Raw genomic sequence first — 17,369 nt, 5'->3', positions numbered from 1 at the left:
GGGTCGGCGGGTGCGGGTCGACGGGCGTGGGTCGGCGGGGTGCGGGTCGGCGGGTGCGGGTCGGCGGGGTGCGGCCCACACTCCCCACCCACCCCGCCGACCCAGCGCTTACTCGCCCCCCAGCCCTCGTTCGCCGGAGCAACCGCTGTCTCGACGATCCCCCCACCCCCGACCCAGCGGTTGCTCGCGGAATCAGCGCCGCAAGCCCGACCAGGTGCTGGGTCGGCGGGTCGGGCGCGGGCGAGGCGGGTTGGAGGGGTCAGGGGTGGGGGACGAGGGGGCGGATCTCGGCGTCTTCGGTGAGGGTGTCGGCGACGAGGGTGGCCAGGTCGTCGACGTCCGTCGTGGCGACGAGGTAGAGGCCTCCGACGATCTCGGTCGTCTCGCCGAACGGGCCGTCGGTCACGGTCGTCGTCGTGCCGGCTCGTCGTCGCACGACCTTCCCCACGGCGGTCGGGCCCAGCTCCTCGCCGCGGATGATCGTGTGCCCGCGCTCGGCGGCGAGCGCGTTGAAACGGACGTGCGCGGCGTCGTTGGCCGCGATCTCGTCGTCGGTGCGCGCCTCCCACGCACGCTCGTCGCCGCGCAGCAGCACCAGGTGGGTCGCCGTGGTCATGTCGTCCTCCCGAGGGTGTGCGGGACCGTCCCGCTCGTCGAGGTGACGGGGCGCGGGACGCCGGTTCGACAGTAGGGGCGATGCGGCTACGGCGGACCGCCGCGAGGTGGCAAGGTGAGGGCGTGATGCTGAAGACCAGGTCCGAGCTGACGGCGATGCGCCCCGCGGGGAAGTTCGTCGCCGGCGTGCTCTCGTCTTTGCGCGACGTCGCGAAGGTCGGGATGACGCTGCAGGCGCTCGACGACCACGCGCACCGGATGATCGCCGACGCGGGCGCGCACTCGGTGTACCTCGGCTACCACCCCTCATTCGGTGCGATCCCGTACCCGGGCGTGCTGTGCACGTCGGTGAACGACGCTGCGCTGCACGGCCTGCCGTCGCCGTACGTGCTGGCCGACGGCGACGTGCTGTCGATCGACTTCGCGGCGCAGGTGCAGGGGTGGGTCGCGGACTCCGCGATCACGTTCCAGGTCGGGACGACGACGCCCGAGGCCCAGCGCCTCATCGAGACCACCGAGCGCGCGCTGTACGCGGGCATCGCGGCGGCGAAGGTCGGCGGGCGCATGGGCGACATCTCCGCGGCGATCGGGGACGTCGGCCACCAGGCCGGGTACGGCATCAACACCGACTTCGGCGGGCACGGCGTGGGCCGCACGATGCACGAGGACCCGCACGTCCCGAACGACGGCCGCCGCCGCAGCGGCCTGAAGCTGCAGGAGGGGCTCGTCATCGCGATCGAGCCGTGGTTCATGTCGGGCGGCAACGGGTACGTCGTCGACGACGACGGCTGGACGATCCGCTCGACGGACGGGTCGCTCGCCGCGCACTTCGAGCACACCGTCGCGCTGACCAAGGACGGCCCGCTCGTCCTGACCGCACGCGACTGACGGAAGGGACCGCCGTGGGGGGCACCGAGAGCGACCGCGGCCCGTACGACGTGCCGCCGACGAGCCCGTACGGGGTCCCGGTGGTCGCGTCCGGCCCGCCCACGCCCGTCTACGGCACGCCGCCGGTGTCGCCTCCGGGCACACCGGGCTCCGCGTGGGGCGTGCACGACGACGTCGCGCCCGTGCAGCCGTACGACGTCACGGTCTACCCGCCGGCGCCGACCGGCCCGCCGCCGCCCTGGCTCGCCACGCGCACGGACCAGGTGCCGCCGTCGAGCGCGGTCGTGGTGGTCGCGTGGGTCGTCACCGTCTTCACGAGCTTCTACCTGCTTCCGTGGGCGATCGCCGCGACCCGCGGCAAGGCCGCGCGGTGGGGCATCTTCTGGGTCAACCTGCTGCTCGGCTGGACCCTCGTCGGGTGGGTCGCGACGCTCGTGTGGGCGTGCCTGCCGCACGGCGTGCTCCACCCCGCGCCCGTGGCCGTGCCGCCGGGCTGGTACCCGCTGGCGAACGGCCGGTACGGCTTCTGGGACGGGACGCGCTGGACGGGTCACGTCGCCTGACCGGACGGGTTCAGCCGTCCGACGAGGGCGCGACAGCCTCCGCGAACGTCCGACGACCCGTGGCGTGGCCGGGCGTGAGCTGGTGCCCGGCGCGGAACGCGGCGAACGCCTTGCCCGGTAGCCGCACGTACACGGTGCGCCGCCGGCGCCCGGTCGCTCGCTCGAGCGTCTCGACGACCTCGTCGACGGTGAGCACCTGCGGCCCGCCCATGTCCTCGACCCGGCCCGACGGCCCGGCCTCGACGAGGTCGACGAGCCTCGCGGCGACCTCGCCCACGTCGACCGGCTGCAGACTCGTGCCGCTGGGCAGGACCGTCACCGGCCCGAGCGTGAGGCGGTCCAGCAGCAGCGCGACGAACGGGTGGAACTGCGTCGTGCGCAGGACCGTCCACGGCACGTCGCCGGCCTCGAGCAGCTCCTCGACCTGGTGCTTGGCGCGGTAGTAGGAGTACGGGATCCGGTCGACGCCGACGATCGAGATGTACACGACGTGCGGCGCGGCACCGCCCGTGCTGCGCGCCGCGAGCAGGAGCCGGGCGGCGGCGGTCACGTCGTGCGCGGGCTTGGCCGGCTCGCTCGCGCAGTGGATCACGCACGTGACGCCCGCGAGCGCGTCGTCGACACCCTCCCCCGTCGTCAGGTCACCGACGACCCGCTCGACCCCCGGAACCGACGGCCCCGGGCGACGGCTCAGCACCCGCACCGCGCGCCCTCGTCGGACGAGCTCGGCGACCACCTCACGCCCGAGCATCCCTGTTCCACCGGTCACCAGCACGGGCGCGTCGTCGGTCATGGCGCCATCCTCGCCGCCCACGCGTCCGGCGCACCAGCGACCGTTCCGAGGGCGGGTCGGTGGCCCGTCGGGTGGACAGGAGGGCCTCTCGATCGTGCTAGCCTTCTCCAGCGCGCGCGAGTGGCGGAACGGCAGACGCGCTGGCTTCAGGTGCCAGTGTCCGAAAGGGCGTGGGGGTTCAAATCCCCCCTCGCGCACACAGAGCAAGGGCCTCTGACCAGGGTATGACCCGGGTCAGAGGCCCTTCTGCTTGCCCGGCGTGCGCCCGCAGGAAGGGGCGGACGGGCGGCCGCGGGGGCGGGCGTCCGCGCGGCCCCCACGGTCGTCGGTCGTCGGACTACCTCCGGACCGTGACGGTCGCGCGCTGACCGTGACGGGCGGCGGCGCGTCGGTCCCGTCGTCGCCCCCGTACGCCCTCGGACGACGAGGCGGGCGCTCCGCGAGAGCGGTGAACCACCCATCAGGTGACGGGGCACCTCACTCGTCCGGATGAAACGCGCAGGTCGCGGGCTCACATCGGTCAGCGCGGCGCTCCCGCAGCCGATCGGGACGACCAGCGGCACTGCTGCCGCACCAGACTCTGGAGCCCACGATGTCGCTGCCACGACTCTCCCTACCCCGACTCCCGGCGCCCCGGTTCGCGGCGCCTCGGCTCTCGTTCCGCATCGCCGTGCGCACCAAGGTGCTGGGTGTCGTCGCGGTCGCGATCGTCGTGGCGTTGACGATCGGGCTGCTCGCGACGGCCAGCACGGGCCGGCTGCGTGCGACGACCGCCGAGATGGCGCGCACGCAGACGTCCGTGTCCGCCGCGTTGCAGGAGCTCAAGGACGCGCTGTGGACGGTGCGCCACGAGGTCGCCGTGATCGGGACGTACGTGGGCGACGACGTCGAGGCGAGCGTCGACGCCTACGCCGATGCGAGCGTCGCCCTCGACAGCGCCGTCTCCCGGTTCAAGGGCGAGTACTCGACGAACGGCGCCGCACTCCCGGACGAGTTCTCCGCGTTCCAGTCCACGCTCGACGCCTACCGCGGCGCGGTGCAGCAGAAGCTCGTCGCCGTCGCGCGCGCGGGTGACCGCGAGGCGTTCCAGGCGGCGCGCGAGGAGGTGGCCGCGGTCGGGGGGCAGATGCTCGACAACCTGCACGCCGTCGAGCAGGGGGTCGCGGCCGACCTCGACGCCATGGCGCGCGAGGCCGAGGCGGACGCCGCGCGGGAGATCACGCTCCTGCTCGTGACCCTGGCGGTCGGCGTCGCGGCGCTGCTCGCGCTCGGGCTGGCGCTGGCGAGCTCGTTGCGGCGCGCGGTCCAGGCCCTGCAGGTCGCGGTCACCGCGCTCGCCCGCGGCGACCTGACCGTCCGCGCACGCGTGACGACCTCCGACGAGCTCGGACAGATGGCCGCGTCGCTCACCACCGCGCAGGAGGCCGTGGGCGCCACGCTGTCGCGCGTGGTGGACGCGGCGGCCGCGGTGGCGGCGTCGTCGGAGTCGCTGTCCGCCGCGTCGTCGCAGGTCGTCGCGGGGTCCGAGGAGACGTCCGCGCAGGCGGGGGTCGTGGCCGAGGCGGCCGAGCAGGTCTCGCGCAACGTGCAAGCGGTCGCGGCGGGCGCCGAGCAGATGGGCAGCTCGATCCGGGAGATCGCACAGAACGCCGCCGACGCCGCGAAGGTCGCGACCACGGCCACCGACATGGCGGCCCACGCGAACGACACCGTGACCCGGCTGGGGACCTCGTCGGCCGAGATCGGCAACGTCGTCAAGCTCATCACGACGATCGCGCAGCAGACCAACCTGCTCGCGCTCAACGCGACGATCGAGGCCGCGCGGGCCGGGGAGGCCGGCAAGGGCTTCGCCGTGGTCGCGGGTGAAGTCAAGGAGCTCGCGAACGAGACCGCGAAGGCCACCGAGGACATCGCGCGTCGGGTCGAGGCGATCCAGCAGGACACCACCGGTGCGGTGACGGCGATCGGCGAGATCGGCACGATCATCGCGAACATCAACCAGTACCAGCTGACGATCGCCTCGGCCGTGGAAGAGCAGACCGCCACGACGAACGAGATGTCGCGCGGCGTCGCGGAGGCCGCGACCGGCTCGGGCGAGATCGCGACCAACATCACCGGCGTCGCGGCCTCCGCGCTGTCGAGCACCCGCGCCGTAGGATCTGTCTCCGACCACGTGGCCGAGCTCGCCAGCCTGTCGCGCAGCCTGCGTGAGCAGGTGGCCACGTTCACCTTCTGATCCGCCGCCGCCGGTGGCGCCCGGCCTCGTCGTCCGACGCGGGACGAACGGGCGGGTGCCTCACGCGACGGTGACCGGCCCGTCCTGGAGATCTCGTGAGCACCGATCTGCGCGCGATCGCGGCACGCACCCTCGCCGAGGTCCCCATGAACACCGCGTTCGCCCGCGCGGTGGTCGAGGAGACGGTCGCCGGTGAGCTGTGGGCGGACCGCGCCGAGGACCCGCGCGCGTTCCACGCCGTGCACCCGTACGGCATGTCGCTCGTCTGGGGCGACGCGGTCGACGAGGCCCTCGACCTGGTCGTCGCGTACCTGCGCGAGCGCGCCGACGAGGGGCAGGGCGAGTGGTTGCAGGTCGACCCGCGCTGGGACGCGATCGACTGGGACGACACGCTCGACGCCGTCCCGTTCGAGGACCACGACCAGCTCGCGGGCGGTGAGCGCGTCGTGCGGCACACGCGCGTGAACTTCGCGTTCGACGCCGGCGCGTTCTGGGCGCGGCGCGACGAGCACCTGCCCGTCGAGCCGTGGCAGGTGCGCCGCACGGTGCGCGCCGACTTCGACTGGCCCGGGTCGGTGGTGCCGAGCGAGTTCTGGCCCGACGCCGACACGTTCCTGGCCAACGGCGGCGGGTGGGTGCTCGCCGACGGGCCGCAGGTCGCGGCGATGGCGTTCGCGTCGTACCGGGCGGGCCGTCAGGTCGAGCTCGGGATCGAGACCGCGCCCGACTGGCGGCGCCGCGGCCTCGCGACGACCGCCGCGGCGGCCATGATCGACAACCTGCTCGTCTCGCACCTGACGCCCGTGTGGTCGTGCCGCGAGGACAACGTCGGCTCGTACCGGCTCGCGACGACCCTGGGCTTCCGCCCCACGCTCCACCTGCCGTACTACCGCGTGCCGGCCGCGACCGCGCGGCCGACGCGTCGGTTCGGCTGGCGCCCCGACGTCACCGGCCCGCTCCGGCGACGCAGGACCGGCACCGCCGGGCGCGCGTAGCGCGGCCCGCGCGCCTCGTCAGGAACCCGTGCGACCCGCGGCGGTTGACGGCCCGGCCCCGCGGCGAGAACCTGGCGAGGACGACTTCGGCCGGGGGCGCAGATGTCCGAGCAGCAGCACGCGGCACCGCACGCGGCGCCTGAGCGCAAGCAGGGTGGTCCCGCCGCGCCCGGCGCACCCGCCGCGTCGCACCTCGCTCCCAGTCCCGTGCCGTTCGCCGTCGCAGGCCACGTACCCGATGGCGCGACCGGCACCCGGCGGCCCGACGCCGAGCCCACCATCCGCCCGCTGGGCGCGCTCCGCCGGTACGGGGGTGACGAGCCGGACGCGCCGCCGACCGCACCCCGTCCCCTGACGATCCGGCGCAGCATGGGGCTCGAGGCGGAGACGAAGAGGCAGATCCAGACGCCCACGGGAGCCAAGGTCGCCGAGGGCGACACGAAGGTGCTCAGCCACCCGCACTTCTCCCTGGTGTCCGACAAGACGTCGTTCGTCAACGCTCGGGACAAGAGGATCCAGTACTCGAACCTCGAGTTCGTCATGAAGCACTTCGACCAGCTCGCCGGCTCGGAGGCCGACGCGATCGCCCAGCTCCAGGTCCGCCTGACCGCGATGAAGACGCTGCGCGACCGTCTCTACGCGGGTCATGGCGCGCTCGGGACGGTCGTCCCGCACGTCACCGCCCACGGCGTGGCGGCGGGCCCGGGGGACGAGTACCAGGCCAAGGCCAGCGTCCACGGCGACACCTCGACGTTCCGCGTCGCGCCGAGCCCGGACCCCGCCGGCGACGACGGCAAGGTGTACGTCCACTACACGGTCGGCTTCCGGCCCCGCGACTGGCACACGATGCTGACGAAGGTCACGAACGTCAGCCGCAAGGACACTGCCTCGACCCGGGGGGTCCAGCTGTCGACGGACGCCCGCGAGGTCGCGGCGCGCGTCCTGGTGACGACGCCTCCCGCGGTCGCGTTCACCGCCGACGTCCAGCAGGAGGTCCTCGGCCAGCTCGCGCTGACCTACATGCAGATGCGGGTGTTCATCGACCGGACGGTCGGCCTGCAGCGCGAGGACGCCGAGAGGGTGCTCGCCAAGACGGACAAGCCCGTGAAGAGCCTGCGAACCAAGATCCGCGCGCTCGAGCGCAAGGAGGCGACGTCCGGTCTGACCCCTGACGAGACGGACCGGCTCGAGAAGCTCAAGAAGAAGAAGACGAAGCTCGACGACCGCCGAGAGCCGCGGGAGCGTCTTCGTGATCGTGCGGCCGCCAGCGAGCCGTTCGGCAAGGGGCAGCCGAAGAACAAGGTCGTCGCGCTCCCCCGGGCCTCGCTCGCACTGGCGTTCTCGATGCTGGACCCGGCCGCCCAGGGGTATCTCTCCGCCAACGTCGAGGAGATCCTCGACACGTTCTCCGATCACCTGGGCGAGAAGCTCGGCGTGGACCTCACCGAGGGCTACAGCCTGACGAGCGACGACCCGGCCGTCGGCAGCGCGTCCCTGGGCGAGTACGTGCGCGCCGGTCTGGGCAGTGACGAGCAGGTCAGCCAGCAGGTGCTGTTCGGGGGGATGAACGAGGTGGGCGTGGACGCGTCGGACCCCGCCGCGCCGTTGCTGCCGTTCGAGTTCCGCAGCATGTTCAAGCACCGGGTGACGTGGGACGAGCTGGAGACCGACGCGACCAAGGTGCTGAGGTGGTCGCGCGACCCGCAGGGCACGGCGCTCCCGAAGGACTGACGCGGTGCGGGATCAGCCGCGCGGTGTGCGCGCGGGGTCAGCGGTCGCGTGCGGGCGCGTCGGCACGAGCTCGAGCACGCGGCGGGCCAGGGCGACGCGATCCGTGCCGGCGTGGCCGAGACCGCCGGACGCCAGGGCCTCGGCCACCACCTCGCGCAGCGCGTGGGTCGCGGCCGAGCCCGGGTCGTGCAGCGCGAGCACGTGCGCGACGACGAGGCCGTGGTACTGCTCGAACGCGCTCACGGGCTCGGTGATCGCCCTGGTCGCGACCGCGTGGCTGGCCGCGGGCGGGTAGCCGCTCATCATCGCCAGCACCATGACCCGGCGCTCCTCGACGCCGACGGAGAACTCCTCGCGAGCGTCGGCGTAGAGGGCCTCGAGGGCCTCCCTCGTCGGCTTCTTCTCCTGCGCGTCCTGGGCCCACGCGCGCACCTGCAGCTCCTGGTCGGCCGAGCGCCGCCAGCCCGGTGACGACCGTCGCGTCCGCGCGAACCGCGCGATGTCGTCGGCGTTGCCCGTGATCAGCGCGCGCGCCTCGTCGCGCAGCTCTGCCGCGCGCTCGTGGTCGCCCTGGTCCTCCGCCTCGTCGGCCTCGTCGAGCTTGCGCGCGGCCACCTCGCCCAGCTCGACCTTCACGCCACCGGCCTCGACCGCCGTGATGCGGTCGGCGAGCACCGCGACGAGCAGGAGCGCGATCCCGGCGGCGATCACCGCTGCCGTGCCGGCGCTGTTCTCGGAGACGAACACCGCGACGCATCCCAGCACGACGAGCCCCGTCCCGCCGATGCCGCACAGCAGCCGCACGCTCGTCGGGACGCGCGGGACGGGGATCTCCCGCGGGGTGGACCCGGACATGTGCGCGTCCCCTTCGTCGGCTCACAGGCAGGACGTCGTGATTGTGGCGGTTCGTCCCGCGGGCTGTCGACTCGCCCACCAGGACGTCAGGGCACGCGACTGTGGGGCCCCCAGACCCCGAGCACCCTCCCGGGCTGCCGTGACGCGCGGCCGGCACCGACCGCCAGACCGGCCTCCCACCCGGGCGCACGCCACCCGTCCGGCGGCCGCACGTCCTTCAGGTCGTGACCCGACGCGCGCAGCAGCCACGCGACGACCGAGTTCGAGTTCCACATGCCCGCGGTCCCGACGGGCCGGCCCCACGTCAGCTCCGGCACGTCGGACGTGCACGCGAGCAGCAGGCCCGCGCGCTCGTCGCCCTCGTCGAGCTCGGTGCGCGCGACCGCGTACGCGACGTCGGGGATCGCGACGCCCGGGCGCACGCGCACCTCGTACCGGAACCAGCGCGAGCGGCCCAGCACCTTGAGCCCGACCGGCCCCGACAGCGCCACGGCCGTGCCCGGTGGACCCGCCCACGCCGGCACCATCTCGACGGTCCACGTGGCGCGCGCGCTCACGTCGGGGCCGGGCGGTGGTGGCAGGTGGACGACGAGCGCCGCGTGCACGAGGCGACGCGGGCGACGACGCGCCAGCGCCGCGACCGCACGCTCGAACAGCCACCCGCTCACGGCGACGACGGACACCCGCTCGCCCGCCCCCACCGGCACCCACACGACCTCGACCGCCACGACCCCTCCGCCCTGAGCGCAGCCCGCAGGCACCCAGGTTCCCGCCGCGCACCCGCCCCCGCGACGGCCGAACGGCCCACGAACCGGTCGCCGCGCGTCGGCACCCGCTCGCGCGCGCACCGTCTCGTGAGCCGGTTCGTCGCTCCGGCGCCGGTTCGTCGGCTCGGAGCAACGAACCGGCGCGGGAGCGACGAAGCGGCGGGCGGGAGCGACGAAGGCGCGAGTGGGGGCGACGAGTGGGGGCGACGAGTGGGGGCGGTGGGTCAGTGGGTGAGGGCCGGGGTGCGGGCGGTGGCGGCGACGCGGGCGAGGATCTTGTCGAGGACCACGCCGCGCTCGAACTGCAGCGCGTGCTCGCGCGCCCGCGCCGACCAGGCGCGACGCTCGTCGGCGCCCATCGCCACGACCCGGTCGATCGCCGCGGCGATCGCGTCCGGGTCGGACACGGGCACGATCAGCGCGGTGTCACCGACCGCCTCGCCGATCCCCCCGGTCACGGTGGTCACCACCGGCCCGCCGCCGGACAGCATGTTCTCGACCAGCGCGATCCCGAACGTCTCGACGAACTCCGGGCGCGGCTTGGACGGCAGGACGAACGTGGTGCAGCCCGCCATGAGATGCACCTTCTCGTCGTCGGTGACGTCGTGCAGGAAGGTGACGAGCTCGCCGTGGCCCGACGCGGCCGCGAGCGCGTGCAGATCGTCGGCCTGCGGGCCGTTGCCGGCGATCACCAGGCGCTGACCCGCGGCGGGGGCGCCGGAGCGCGCGTAGCCCGCGATGAGGTCGTCGACGCCCTTGGCGTGCGCGAGCCGGGACAGGTAGAGCACGTACCCGCCGTGGGTCAGGCCCCGCGCGTGCAGCACGCGCGCGGTCTCGTCCTCGTCGCGGGACAGGTACGCCGCGACGTCCACGGCCGGGTAGGAGATCGCGACGCGCTCGGCGAGCTGCGCGGCGAACCGGGTCCCGTGCTCGGCGTCGAGCGCGGCCGCCTCGGCGACGACGAGGTCGCGCGTGTACTGCGAGACCGCGAGGCACACGTCGTGCTCGAGGTAGGACGCGAGCACGTGCGCGGCGGCGCCGAACCGGCCCTCCTCGACGCACGCGCGCACCACGTTGGTGACGTCGGAGCCGACGGCCTCGGCCACCGTCACGACGTCGACCGGGAGCCCGGTCCGACGAGCGACGTGCACCGCGTCGGCGATCGCGGTCGCGTGCGGGGACAGGTAGAGCGACATCGCGACGGTCGGGACGCCGTCGGTGAACAGCTCGACGAGGCGCCCGGTCAGGCCCGCGAGCCAGCGGCCGTCGGGCACCTTGTAGTCGCCGACGGGCTCGGGGCGCTCGACCACGATCCCCGGGCTGTACGGCAGGACGCCGTCGAGCGGCTTGAGCGGCAGGCCGGCGGCCTGCAGCCGGTCGATGGGCCAGGTGACGATCCGCACCTCGTCGAACCCGCGGTCGAGCGCGGCCTCGGCGAGGTTGCGGGCCTCGCCGGAGTGGCCGCAGATGACGGGATCGGCGCGCACGACGACGACGAGGCGGCGGTTCGGGCGGGCGACGTGACGGGTCACGGGCGTCGTCCTCTCGGATCAGGGGGGGGGTGGGGATCACGCGTGGGTGCCCGACGGACGGCGCCGGGCCGCGCCGGTCAGCGGGTCGCTGGCCTGGGAAGGCTGCTGCCGGCCGGGGCGGGTGTGCTGGGTGGGCGATGTCGTCTGCCCCACCCCGACGGCTCCGGCCCCAGCCCGACGAGCACGCGCCCGCCGCGGTGCAGCTCGGCACCCGTCAGGTACGGCCGGTCGAGCGGCTCACCGTCGAGGTGCACCGACTGCACGTGCTGAGCCGGGCCGCCGGGCTCGGGCTCGACGAACCCGGTGGTCTCGATCGACAGCGGCGCGCCGCCCACGTCGAGCCGGGCCTCGCGCCACGCGGGCGCGTTGAGCAGGAACAGGTTCTGCCCGGCGACCGGGAACAGCCCGAGCGACGCCCACACGTACCAGGACGAGAGCCCGCCGGAGTCGTCGTTGCCGGGCAGCCCGCCGCGACCCGTGCCGAACTGCTGCTGCACCACGTCGTGCACCACCTGCGCGGTGCGGTCGGGGCGCCCGGCGTACATGTACGACCAGGGCGCCTCCATGTCCGGCTCGTTGTTGAGCCCCTCGAACCGGTGCAGGGCGTAGCCCGCGGTCATCTCGTCGATCCCGGGCGCGTGCCCGGGCTGCTTGACGGGGTCCGCGCCGAACCCGAAGAACCGGTCGAGCATCCGGACGAACGCGTCGTCGCCGCCCGCGAGCGTGATGCGCGAGGCCATGTCGTGCAGCAGCCGGAACGAGTAGTTCCACTTGCCGCCCTCGTACCAGGTGGAGTCGACGAGCAGCCCGTCGCGCGGGTCGAACGCGCGCGGCCACCCGCCCGCGAGCGCGCTGAGCTGGTCGACGAGCGTGCGGTCCCCCACCCGCGCCGCGACCACCGCGGTGCACCAGTAGCCGAACGCGATGTCGAGCGTGTGGCTCACCGGGTGGGTGATGCCCTTGGTCAGGTACTCCTCGCCGTACGTACGGCGCAGGTCGTCGTGCATGTGCACGAGCGCCCAGTCCCAGTCGACGCCCGGCAGCTCGAGCGCGCACACGTCCGCGAGGAACGTGTGCGCGAGCGCCGAGCCCTGCCGCGAGAACCGGTCCGCGCCGCGCGCCATGCGGTACCCGATCGGGAGGTTGCCCTCCTCCTCGGCGATCTGCAGCAACGCGTTCGCGAGCTCGACCGCCTTGTCCGGCACGAGCGCCGTCATGAGCGGCAGGTGCGTGCGGTAGATGTCCCACATGGTCGACAGGTCGAACGCGAACGGGCCGGGCGTGGGCCAGAACGGGGACTCGTCGACCGCGAGGCACGGCTTGATGAGCGAGTGGTACAGCGCCGTGGCGAGCACCTGCTGCTTGTCCGACGAGGGCGTGTCCACCGCGACCTTGCCCAGGTGCTCGCGCCACACGTCGCGCGTGGCGGCGCGGCGCTCGTCGAACGAGCGCGGGCCCGGCCCGCACTCACGCTCGAGCGACTCGCGCGCCTGCTCGACCCCCCGCAGCGAGAACCCGAACCGCAGCTCGACGACCTGGCCGGCGTGCGTCGGTCCGGCCCACATGAGGCCGAACGGCCGCAGCGTCGTCGGGCGGATGCGGTCGAAGTCCAGGCGCGTGCCGCCCGGCATGAGGCGGCGGTCGTACCAGAGCAGCTGCCGCCAGCCCGGGGCGTCGCACTCGACACGCACCGCGAGCGGCGCGCCCTCGACCACGACCTCACCCTCCGCGCAGCCCGCCCCGACCGTGCCCAGGTGCGCCCGCAGCGGCACGGTCCGTCCGAACGGGATGTCCAGCCCGCCGAGCGAGAAGTCGATGACCACGCGCGCGTCGTGGTGCGCGGGGAACGTGTACCGGTGCACGGCCGACTTGGGCCCGACCGTGATCTCCGCGCGCACCCCCGAGGCGAGCGTCGCGGCGTAGTACCCGGGCTCCGCCTGCTCGTCGACGATCTCCCACGTGCTGCCGAGGTCGTCGAGCGGGCGCAGCATCGGCGTCACGCGGAAGTAGTTGTAGTACTTACGGATCGCGCCCGTGCCGGACTGCTGGAAGTGCGTGAACCCGCTCGCGACGAGCCGGTCGTGCAGGACCGGCGGCAGACCCTCGGTCGACAGGTCGTAGCGTCCGTAGCCGGTGGGGTAGGCACCCGAGTAGGCGCACGCGGAGACCATGCCCAACGGGAACGTCGCCCCCGGGTGCGTGTTGCCGACCTGCGGCTTGGGCCACCACCACGTCGCGGCGAGGCCCGTGGGCGCGGGCAGGTCGGTCGCGTCCGTGCCGATGAACGGGTCCACGTGCTCGAACACCCGCGCTCCTCCCTCACGTCCGCCGTTCGGGGTGGGCGGTGCGCGGTGCGACCGCGCTGTCCTTGCCCCGTTGCTGCGACGGTACGAGCGCCGTGTGACGCCCGTGTTGCGCGCAGATGACGCTCGACCCGGTCCCTGCGTCGGACCTGGGCGTCGACGCGGGTCAGCCGAAGCGGCCGTTGACGTAGTCGGCGGTGCGCTGGTCCTGCGGGTCGCCGAACATGGCCGCGGTCGGGCCGTGCTCGACGATCCCGCCGGGCGTGCCCGCCTCGGCCAGGAAGAACGCGCACCGGTCGGAGACGCGCGCCGCCTGCTGCATGTTGTGCGTGACGATCACGACCGTCATGTCGCCCTTCAGCGCGGCGATCGTCTCCTCGACGCGGCGCGTGGACGTCGGGTCGAGCGCGGAGCACGGCTCGTCCATGAGCAGCACACGCGGCCGGACCGCGAGCGAGCGCGCGATGCACAGGCGCTGCTGCTGACCGCCGGACAGTCCCCCGCCCGGCGCGCGCAGCCGGTCCTTGACCTCGTTCCACAGCCCGGCGCGCGTCAGGCACTCCTCGACGAGGTCCGCCCGGGCGCGCGACGAGACGCGCACCCCGGTGAGCGCGAGCCCGGCCACCACGTTGTCCTGGATCGACATCGCCGGGAACGGGTTGGGCTTCTGGAACACCATCCCGATGTTCCGACGCGCGTGGGTCACGCGCTTGCCCGGGTCGTAGATGTCCTCGCCGTCGAGCAGCACCTCGCCCGCGAGCGCGGCCGAGGGCACGAGCTCGTGCATGCGGTTGAGGATCCGCAGGAACGTGGACTTGCCGCAGCCCGACGGGCCGATGAGCGCGGTGACCTTGCCCGCCGGCACGTCGAGCGACACGCGCTCGAGCACCTTGTGCGTGCCGAACCACGCCGAGACCGCCTTCGCCTGCATCGCGTGCCGCTCGGCGGGGAGCGCCAGGCCGCCGGCCAGGACGAGCGTCTCGGTCAGGGGGTCACGGGTCGCTTCCGCGAGGTCGAGGCTCACCGGGTCACCGTGCCGCACCCGGACGACGACGACGTGAACGCCCGACGAACACCGCCGGTCGAACCGGGGACCACCGCGGCATGAGCGTCAGACGAGGTTGGGCAGGAGCGAGAACAGCTCCCCGGCGGCCATCGCGGCGCACACGCCGACGAGCGGCAGCCCCACGACCCACGCCTGCCAGCGTCCCCACCAGCGCCGCATCACGACGACGAGCACCGCGGCACCGGCCAGCGCGACGAGCGCCAGCAGGAACGTGGGCCACGCCGAGCGCTCACCGGCGAACGCGGCCTCGTCGTCCCCCAGCACGGTCCGGGCCAGCACGCCCACGGGCGTCGGCAGCGAGGGCGTGACGAGCTCGGCGTCGACGCGCACGAGCGAGTCCGGCGCCCAGCGCGACCCGCTCGCGCTGACCAGCGTGAGGCGCCCGTCGCCGGACGCGAGCGGGTCGGGCAGCGGGTCGCCGGGACGGCGGACGCCCGAGACGACGTACGTGCTGGTGCCCTGCCCGGTGGTGGTGAGCACGGTGTCGCCCGCGCGGAGCGCCGCGATCGAGCCGAACACCCCGCCGTACGCGGCGGCCCGGCCCATCACGACGCTCGGGCCGGCCTGGCCCGGCAGCACCGTGTCGCGCCGGTGCCCGGGGCCGGACTTGAGCACCGAGGACGTCGTGCCCTCGAGCACGACCTCGTCGACCCCGAGGCGCGGGATCTGCACGATCGCCACGGGCGTGCCGAGCGCCAGCAGCTCGTCGGACGGGGTGACCTGACCGACGGGCGCGGTCCCGTTCGCGAGGTCGTAGCGGAAGCTCGCGTACGCGAGCCGCTGGTCGCGCGCGTGGTGCAGCGGCGAGAGCAGGACGGCGTTGACCACCACGCCCACCGCCAGGGCGGCGACGATCGCGAGCGTCGTGCCGAGCAGGCGGGAGCGTTCGCTCGGCGGGACGGGCGCGAGGGCGACGTCGAGGCGGTGGGCGGTGGTGGTCATCGTGGGCGCGTCAGTCCGTCAGACGACCTTGACGGTCTTGCTGACCTTCGCGGTCGAGACCGTCGTCGAGCCGGCGTAGCTCACGACGAGGGTGTGCGAGCCCTTCTTGAGGCCCTTGACCGTGATCGTCGCCTTGCCGCCCTGGAGCGTCGCGGTGCCGAGCACCTTGCTGCCCTCCTTGACCGTGACCTTGCCGGACGGCGTGACACCGGTCGCGGTCACCGTGACGGCGACCTTCGCGGACCGACCCGCGCTGATCTTCGACGGCGCCGTCACGGCGAGCTTCGCGGCCGCCTTGGCGACGGTCACCTTGACCACGGCGCTCGTCGAGCCCTTGACGGTCGCGGCGCTCGACGGCGCGAACACGGCCTTGAGCGCGTACGTGGTCTTGGTCGCCTTGATCGAGAGCGTCGCCGTCTTCTTGCCCGACGCGATCGAGACCTTCTTGAGGACCTTGCTGCCGTCGTAGAACGTCACGGTGCCGGGCACGGGCTTGGTCGCCGTGACCGTGGCGGTCGCCGTGAACGACTTTCCGACCGTGCGCGGCGAGCTCACGGTCACGCGGGTGGTCGAGGCGACCGCAGCGGCGACGACGGTGAGCGGCTGCGCGGCGGACTCCGAGGCGGCGACCCCGAGCAGGCTCGGGACGAACACGCCGCGCACCGCGAGCGAGCCGGCGGTCGTCGGCGTGAAGGCGCCCGTGGCGGTCGACGCGCCCGCGGGCACGGTGACCGAGCCGAGCAGCGCGTCGGTGGCCGAGTAGAGGCGCACGACGCCGCCGCCGTTGCCCACGGACGTCACGGAGACGGTCGCGCCGACCGACGAGCCGACGACGGCCGACGACTTCGCGAGCGTCACGGCGACCTGGCTCGTCGACGCCCGGTACGCGCGCGTCGTCGTGTCGCCGCACGTCACGCTGCCGGACAGCAGACCGAACCCGTACGACGTGATCGTCGACGTCTGCTGGCACACGCGCGAGCTCGAGCCGACGAACGTGCGCGCCACCTGCGAGGTCGGGTCGTCGGCCAGCGCCGAGGGCACGACGTTGTAGACGGGACGGGTGAACGCGTTGAACGACGAGTTGAGCGCGAGGGTGTGCGCGCCCGCGTCGCCCGTGGTCGCGGCGACGCCGTTCACGCCGTTGATGAGCGCGCCCGCGCGGTGGTCGGTGACCTTGGCGTTGCCCTGCGCGACCCACTGCGCGATCGAGAACGGCGCGATGGCGCCGGCGTTCTGCGCCGCGGTGCCGGAGACGAGCGCGGCACCCTTGTGCTCCTGCACCGACTCGCCGTCGAAGTCCACGGCCTTGAGGTTCGGGTACGTCCCGTCGGAGATCTGCTGCTCGGTGATGCCCATCTGGCCCAGCCAGTAGGAGCGCGTGCCCGAGCCCGCGGCGGGCAGGAACGTGGTGATCGCGGTGACGGTGTCACCGGCCACGGGCGTGTACGCCGGGCCCTGCAGGGTGGTGGTGCCGCCGTTGACGACGACCTTCGTGTACTCGCCCTTGTAGATCGAGACGATCTGCGCCTTCGTCAGGTTGGCCGGCACGACCGAGCCCGGCGCCGTGGCGTAGGAGACCGCGTCGATCGCGAACGGCACGTACGTCAGGACGCCGTCCGCGGTGACGTCGCTGCTGGAGGGGCCGCTCGACGAGCGCGCGAACTGCACCTGGCCCGCGACCTGCGCGGTCGTGACCGTCACGGGGCTCGAGCTGAAGACCGGGATCGCGGCCGTCTCGGTCTGGCCGATCGCGACCCGCAGGAGGTCGCGTCCGCCGCCGGAGTTGTTCGCCCGCGGGATCGCGACGCCGCCGGAGCGCGTCACGACGGTGCTCGAGCCGGTCGCGTCGTACGAGGCCAGGACGCCGCTGCCGACGGCCGTGGCGAGTCCGCCGACGACGTCCTGCGTGGTGTCCGAGCCCAGGCCCGCCAGGGTGCCGAACGTGCCGGCCGGCGGGTCCGCGAGCGCGGGCGCGCCCACCGTGCTGACGGCGAGCGCGACGAGGCCCGCGGTCAGGCCGATCCGCCCGAAGGTGGAGACCTTCATGGTGTTCCTCTCTGAGGCGACGAAGGGGTCGTGCCGG

Annotated in this window: 14 protein-coding genes and 1 tRNA gene; 6 read left to right on the top strand and 9 right to left on the bottom strand. The window is 73.8% G+C overall.

Annotated features, from left to right (window positions below; translation table 11 throughout):
* Nucleotides 1-259 precede the first annotated feature (259 nt).
* Nucleotides 260-616, bottom strand: a complete 357-nt coding sequence (locus CGE01nite_RS12115) for a YciI family protein (protein ID WP_048343512.1) — start codon at nucleotides 614-616, stop codon at nucleotides 260-262.
* Nucleotides 617-741: 125 nt separating this feature from the next.
* On the opposite strand from CGE01nite_RS12115, the gene map reads away from it, so the two are divergent.
* Together map and CGE01nite_RS17360 are read left to right on the top strand one after the other, a co-directional pair.
* Nucleotides 742-1,503 (top strand): type I methionyl aminopeptidase, encoded by a 762-nt coding sequence (gene map / locus CGE01nite_RS12110; RefSeq protein WP_141371217.1) that lies wholly within the window; start codon nucleotides 742-744, stop codon nucleotides 1,501-1,503.
* A gap of 14 nt (nucleotides 1,504-1,517) precedes the next feature.
* Nucleotides 1,518-2,066: a superinfection immunity protein gene (locus CGE01nite_RS17360; RefSeq protein WP_229747321.1), complete on the top strand. Its 549-nt coding sequence runs from the start codon at nucleotides 1,518-1,520 to the stop codon at nucleotides 2,064-2,066.
* A 10-nt stretch (nucleotides 2,067-2,076) separates the two neighbouring features.
* Here the strand turns inward: CGE01nite_RS17360 and CGE01nite_RS12100 are convergent, their stop codons facing one another.
* Complete coding sequence (locus CGE01nite_RS12100) at nucleotides 2,077-2,859, bottom strand: SDR family oxidoreductase (RefSeq protein WP_141371212.1); 783 nt, start codon at nucleotides 2,857-2,859, stop codon at nucleotides 2,077-2,079.
* A 114-nt stretch (nucleotides 2,860-2,973) separates the two neighbouring features.
* Between CGE01nite_RS12100 and CGE01nite_RS12095 the strand changes: the two genes are divergently transcribed.
* The 4 genes from CGE01nite_RS12095 (at nucleotide 2,974) to CGE01nite_RS12080 (ending at nucleotide 7,821) form a co-directional block, all read left to right on the top strand.
* A tRNA-Leu gene (locus CGE01nite_RS12095) sits at nucleotides 2,974-3,056 on the top strand.
* A gap of 395 nt (nucleotides 3,057-3,451) precedes the next feature.
* Nucleotides 3,452-5,095: a methyl-accepting chemotaxis protein gene (locus tag CGE01nite_RS12090; RefSeq protein WP_141371211.1), complete on the top strand. Its 1,644-nt coding sequence runs from the start codon at nucleotides 3,452-3,454 to the stop codon at nucleotides 5,093-5,095.
* Between the two features lie 95 nt (nucleotides 5,096-5,190).
* Nucleotides 5,191-6,090 carry a GNAT family N-acetyltransferase gene (locus CGE01nite_RS12085; RefSeq protein WP_141371210.1) on the top strand — a complete coding sequence of 300 codons (900 nt, stop codon included), beginning with the start codon at nucleotides 5,191-5,193 and terminating at the stop codon, nucleotides 6,088-6,090.
* Between the two features lie 102 nt (nucleotides 6,091-6,192).
* Nucleotides 6,193-7,821 (top strand): hypothetical protein, encoded by a 1,629-nt coding sequence (locus CGE01nite_RS12080; protein WP_141371209.1) that lies wholly within the window; start codon nucleotides 6,193-6,195, stop codon nucleotides 7,819-7,821.
* A 12-nt stretch (nucleotides 7,822-7,833) separates the two neighbouring features.
* Here CGE01nite_RS12080 and CGE01nite_RS12075 read toward each other — a convergent pair whose 3' ends face one another.
* The 7 genes from CGE01nite_RS12075 to CGE01nite_RS12045 form a co-directional block, all read right to left on the bottom strand.
* Complete coding sequence (locus tag CGE01nite_RS12075) at nucleotides 7,834-8,676, bottom strand: hypothetical protein (protein ID WP_141371208.1); 843 nt, start codon at nucleotides 8,674-8,676, stop codon at nucleotides 7,834-7,836.
* Between the two features lie 86 nt (nucleotides 8,677-8,762).
* Nucleotides 8,763-9,404 carry a hypothetical protein gene (locus CGE01nite_RS12070; RefSeq protein WP_218022624.1) on the bottom strand — a complete coding sequence of 214 codons (642 nt, stop codon included), beginning with the start codon at nucleotides 9,402-9,404 and terminating at the stop codon, nucleotides 8,763-8,765.
* A gap of 263 nt (nucleotides 9,405-9,667) precedes the next feature.
* Nucleotides 9,668-10,975, bottom strand: coding sequence for a glycosyltransferase (locus CGE01nite_RS12065; protein ID WP_141371207.1), 1,308 nt, complete (start codon nucleotides 10,973-10,975; stop codon nucleotides 9,668-9,670).
* Nucleotides 10,976-11,052: 77 nt separating this feature from the next.
* Nucleotides 11,053-13,281: a glycoside hydrolase domain-containing protein gene (locus CGE01nite_RS12060; protein ID WP_141371206.1), complete on the bottom strand. Its 2,229-nt coding sequence runs from the start codon at nucleotides 13,279-13,281 to the stop codon at nucleotides 11,053-11,055.
* A gap of 163 nt (nucleotides 13,282-13,444) precedes the next feature.
* The gene (locus CGE01nite_RS12055) at nucleotides 13,445-14,209 is read right to left on the bottom strand and encodes a phosphate ABC transporter ATP-binding protein (RefSeq protein WP_082156422.1); all 765 of its coding nucleotides are present in this window, start codon (nucleotides 14,207-14,209) and stop codon (nucleotides 13,445-13,447) included.
* A 180-nt stretch (nucleotides 14,210-14,389) separates the two neighbouring features.
* Entirely contained in the window at nucleotides 14,390-15,286 is an 897-nt protein-coding gene (locus CGE01nite_RS12050; RefSeq protein WP_141371205.1) for a sortase, read from the bottom strand.
* A gap of 18 nt (nucleotides 15,287-15,304) precedes the next feature.
* Nucleotides 15,305-17,332, bottom strand: a complete 2,028-nt coding sequence (locus tag CGE01nite_RS12045; RefSeq protein WP_141371204.1) for an Ig-like domain repeat protein — start codon at nucleotides 17,330-17,332, stop codon at nucleotides 15,305-15,307.
* Between the last annotated feature and the right edge of the window lie 37 nt (nucleotides 17,333-17,369).

Source organism: Cellulomonas gelida (assembly GCF_006538725.1).
GTDB lineage: Bacteria > Actinomycetota > Actinomycetes > Actinomycetales > Cellulomonadaceae > Cellulomonas > Cellulomonas gelida.
The sequence above is the reverse complement of the archived record's forward strand: the minus strand, read 5'-3'. Positions and strand labels throughout refer to the sequence as shown.